The organism is Tunicatimonas sp. (assembly GCF_049647865.1).
GTDB lineage: Bacteria > Bacteroidota > Bacteroidia > Cytophagales > Cyclobacteriaceae > Tunicatimonas.
Window position 1 is genome coordinate 1 of record NZ_JBARYM010000633.1, and the last position, 4633, is coordinate 4633.

Consider the following 4633-nt stretch of genomic DNA (forward strand, 5'->3'; position numbering starts at 1 on the left):
ACTGGTGAATCACCACTGCAATTAGAACCAGCTTTAGCTGCTGTATAAGTTCCGTTTAGCGGAAGGTTGCAAGTACTCGACCATGATAGAAACAAGTCAAAATCAGAGCGGACTTTTACTAATCGCTTTGAACTTGATGGCACATCGGATAAATCCCCTTTTTACTTAATTGTCAAAAACTGATATATCTAGCTGGATAAAAAATCTCAAACGCGTAAATCACAGACTACAATGTCATTAACTATCGAAACTTATTAATGGCATTTACACATACAAAAACAGGCTTTCTTTTCCTACAAGTACAAGTAATCACTATTACTAATGAGGCGATTATTGAGTTTATAAGTGCGAAAAGAGAATTTCACGAGCTAGTGGTTATCTGATTGGTCAGCAGGTTCTACCTCCCAAGTATGATCCGATAGCAAAGTAACTTTAGCAACGTAAGATTTATACGGATGGTTCTTCCCCCACTCCTTGGGTGAAACCAGCGATAGCACATCAGTACTATTTTTCTTTTGGTACAGATAATAGGTATGCGCGATAATCGGCTCAAAATTCATCTCGGCTTGGTAAATTCGCTCTGAAATATCGACACGATCTTTAATCGCTTGAGCTTGCCGAGCTAAGGTTTGCGCTTGCTCGTACAATTGTTGCATCTGACTGTCTGTCTGTTGTCGCATGGCCGAAACAGCGCGCCCCTTAATCTTCCCTTTATCTTCCGGTTTTATGACCGCCCCCCCTACTGTGTGTGGAAACGCAATTAGCCCGGGCTGGTCGGTCGTCTTCTCTTGTTCTCTTTCCAGATCAATCCGGTCAACGTCTATTTTCTGTTTTCGTGTATCTTGATTCATAGTACTGAATTCATCACTTTAGAGTGTCAGAAGAGGGTGCAATACGTTCTTGTAAGTTGGGTTTAGAACCGGGAAAGGTAGTCCTTCGGGCAATATCAAAGCTAAAGTACAGCATAATCAAAAGAAATAATGCAGCCACCACCAAGAAAATCTTTTTCTGCAATGTCATATTTTGCATAACCGTACATCTAATGATTAATTACGAATGAGTAATAATGAATGCTTAAGATGTATTGCCATTAATCATCGATCATCAGTCATTATTCATCAATATTGATTTTAACCAAAAATGCATAAAATAGTTCTTTAACCAATGCCTCCGCTACCAATCCGTAAGATTATCCATATCGATATGGATGCTTTTTTTGCTTCGGTAGAGCAGCGGGACAACCCGGCTTATCGGGGCAAACCTATTGCCGTGGGAGGTAGCAGTCACCGAGGGGTGGTGGCTGCCGCAAGCTACGAAGCCCGGGTGTTTGGAGTACGCTCGGCTATGCCTTCGGTAAAGGCGGCTCGCTTATGCCCCCAATTAATCTTTGTGAAGTCGCGGTTTGATGCGTACCGTACGGCTTCTCAACAAATTCGGGAAATATTTTCTCAGTATACTGATTTGGTAGAACCACTTTCGCTAGATGAGGCTTATTTAGACGTAACCGAGAATAAAAAGGGGTTGAAATCGGCTATCCGAGTAGCTCAATTAATTAAAGCGCAAATTTTAGAAGAAACCCACTTGACTGCCTCAGCAGGAGTTTCTTATAATAAGTTTCTGGCTAAAATTGCCTCCGACTACGATAAGCCCAACGGCTTAAAGGTGATTTTGCCCCAAGAGGGTGTAACATTTCTAGAGACACTCCCTATCGAAAAATTCCACGGTATTGGCCGGGTTACTGCTCAGAAAATGCACACGCTGCAAATTACAACTGGAAAAGAGCTGAAGAAACACTCTCTCCCAGAGCTGGTTCACTACTTTGGCAAGGCCGGACGGCACTACTACCAAATTGTACGGGGTAAAGATTATCGGGAGGTGAAGCCGCACCGTATTCGCAAATCGGTAGGGATAGAGACAACATTTTCTCGCGATATTCACGATCAAGAAGTGCTTTTAGAAGAATTAGAAGCTTTATCAACTTCACTGGAAGAGCGGGTTCGTCGCAACCAGGCGCGGGGGCGCACCATCACCCTTAAAGTAAAATTCACTGACTTTCAAGTAATTACTCGCAGCTATACTGCCCCCCGCTTACTAACTACCTCTGCCGACTGGTATCCGTTAGCCATTCGCCTACTAAATGATAGCGAAATTAATCAACGTGCCGTGCGATTGCTCGGATTGAGTCTTTCTAATTTGACAACTCAATCGAGCAATCAGCTCTATTTTGACTTTTTCTTAGATTGACTATAGGTTTATTTTAGTAATGTTGCTCTATTTATTACTCTAAACGCTTGGTCTTATACTATCTTAATCATTGATTATCTGAAAATAATTACATAAAAATCTTGTAAAATCGCTAGAATAGCTAAAGCAACCCTGTTTTTGCTTACATCTTATTAGTCTTCACCACTCTCTCTCTTCTTACAAATGCTGTATTCCACTCTAGCCATTGAGGGCTTAATTTTTGTACTATACTAACAAAATTTTTCCAGCTTCTGTATTAGTAGCAGTAGCAAACATGATTGGAGAGTTCGGTTTTTTACGGAAGATTTTATGAACAGGAAGCTTTACATAGCATATACATTTATCAGTATCTTTTTAGCTACGGTTTTAGTAAACCAGCAAGCTCAGGCTCAATGCTCTACTTATTCCAATCCGGGAAATAATGTGGAGAGTCCACCACGTTTGTGTGCTCCTCACAATTTCGAATGGAAGGCGTGGTATACGGTCCTAGGAAGTCCTACTACGGTAGAGTTTGTGTATGACTGGGGTGACGGTTCACCACTTGTTACTATCACGGCTGCAAACGTCGGTTTAGGAAGATACGAAGCAGTAGAAACTTATCTTTACGCAGGGGGTACTCAGTGTACTTACAGACCCACTGTTCATTTGCAGGTTGATGGTGTACTATGTACTAGTTCAATACAAAGCCAAAGTGTTACAGTTTGGGACACCGATGAGGACAACGGTGGGGTTCCTCGTATTGATCCTATACTATACCGAGTTTGCGTGGGTGAGACTGCTATTGTTCAATTTGATGATAATAGTATCTGGAACTGCGTACCTAATTCAGGAGAAAACGACCGAATAAATAATGCAGTACGCTGGGTACAGTGGATTTATGGTACTGGTGGTGCCGCCAACCGTATTCCGGGTGTACAGGTAGACGGGGTAGTGGAACCTTATACTTTTCCAGGAAATGTTGAAGTGCTCACAGGTCCCATTGAGGTATCTACTTCTCAGAGTAAACCAATTACCGCTTTTGGAAGTGCTGTAGGCGACCAGTTTGAAGTGACTCTACGGAACTGGAATATTTGTAATCCTTATGATGCCGACACGACCGACGGTGACTTTCTAAATCCAACTTTAGGGGATTTAGTAAATGGCGATAGCATGTTTATTCAAACTACCGCTCAAATTGTTGTAGTAGACACCGCTCACGCTAATTTTACAACCAAACTAAACGGAGCTTCGGGTCCAGTTCAAACGGAGTTTTGCGTAGGCGACAGCGTACTCTTTGAGAATCTAACTCCCGCCTTGGCCGGTGCTGCTTTCGCTTACGACTGGGAAATTACGGATATTAATACCGCAACGGTGGTGAAGTCTTCTACTTTAGAAGACCCTAAGCACAATTTTACGACTCCCGGCCCGAAGAGAGTAAGACTCACGGTGAGAGATGGAAATTCAGTAGGAAACTGCGGAGGTACATTTATAAGCACTATTAATATTGTGCCAACCGCCAACGCAGCTATCGCAGTTTCTGACCTTAGTGGCAGCCTACTTCCGCCCCTTTGTTATGATCCGGTATATCCGGTTGCGGTAGATGTTAAGTTCAAAGATATCTCAACCGGGTTTGACCCAGCCACTTCGGAATGGACGTGGAATTTCTTCAACGAAACTGGAGCCTTAGCTCAAACTACCAATGGTAACACCGCTCCTGATAGCTTAGAAGTTTCCATTACTAACCCTGGTACGTACATGGCTGAGCTAATTGCTTCGGCGGTGGGGGTAAGCTGCGAAACGCGCGATACAGCGTATGTACATATTTATGCTCCCCCGGTGGCCAGCTTTGATGCCGTAGCCGGTTGCCAATCCGACAGTGTAGTCCTAGAAAGTACGTCTACGCTTCCTACAGTAGTAAATGGAGATAATATTGATTTGTACGAGTGGGACTTAGACGACGACGGAGCGTTTGAAACTACTGGAAAGGGACCTTTCAGGCACTTATTTCCCGTAGCTGGAAAACACGCAGTGCATCACCGGGTAGTAACTAAAAAAGGCAGTTGCTCAGGTGCAATTACCGATACGATTACCGTAAATCCGTCGCCATACCCTTCTTTTACTCCCGCTGTAACTGAAGGTTGTGGACCGCTGACGATTGCGATGGCCGTAGATACGTTGCTAGTTGATCAGCCGGGGGGAGTAGACGATTACAAGTGGCACATAAAGGACATTACTTCCGCCCCATTTACCGAAACAATCATCTCGCTCCCTTTGACTGATACTACCGAATTACTGTTTGAGAACACCTTAACCAGTTTTGCCGACCAGCAGTACGAAGTTTGGTTGGAAGTAGATGCAACCAATGGCTGCGATGCAACGAGCCAGCGAGATACTATTACGGTATTTGCGG

General features: G+C 43.6%; 4 protein-coding genes. 2 read left to right on the forward strand and 2 right to left on the reverse strand.

From position 1 onward, the window contains the following. Positions 1 to 368: 368 nt before the first annotated feature. Entirely contained in the window at positions 369 to 851 is a 483-nt protein-coding gene (locus WBA23_RS18510; RefSeq protein WP_424583765.1) for a DUF2452 domain-containing protein, read from the reverse strand. A 13-nt stretch (positions 852 to 864) separates the two neighbouring features. Continuing rightward, positions 865 to 1020, reverse strand: a complete 156-nt coding sequence (locus WBA23_RS18515; RefSeq protein WP_424583766.1) for a hypothetical protein — start codon at positions 1018 to 1020, stop codon at positions 865 to 867. A gap of 144 nt (positions 1021 to 1164) precedes the next feature. Between WBA23_RS18515 and dinB the strand changes: the two genes are divergently transcribed. Beyond that, the gene (gene dinB, locus WBA23_RS18520) at positions 1165 to 2244 is read left to right on the forward strand and encodes a DNA polymerase IV (RefSeq protein ID WP_424583767.1); all 1080 of its coding nucleotides are present in this window, start codon (positions 1165 to 1167) and stop codon (positions 2242 to 2244) included. A gap of 309 nt (positions 2245 to 2553) precedes the next feature. After that, on the forward strand, positions 2554 to 4633 hold a 2080-nt coding region (locus WBA23_RS18525), incomplete at its 3' end, for a PKD domain-containing protein (protein ID WP_424583768.1).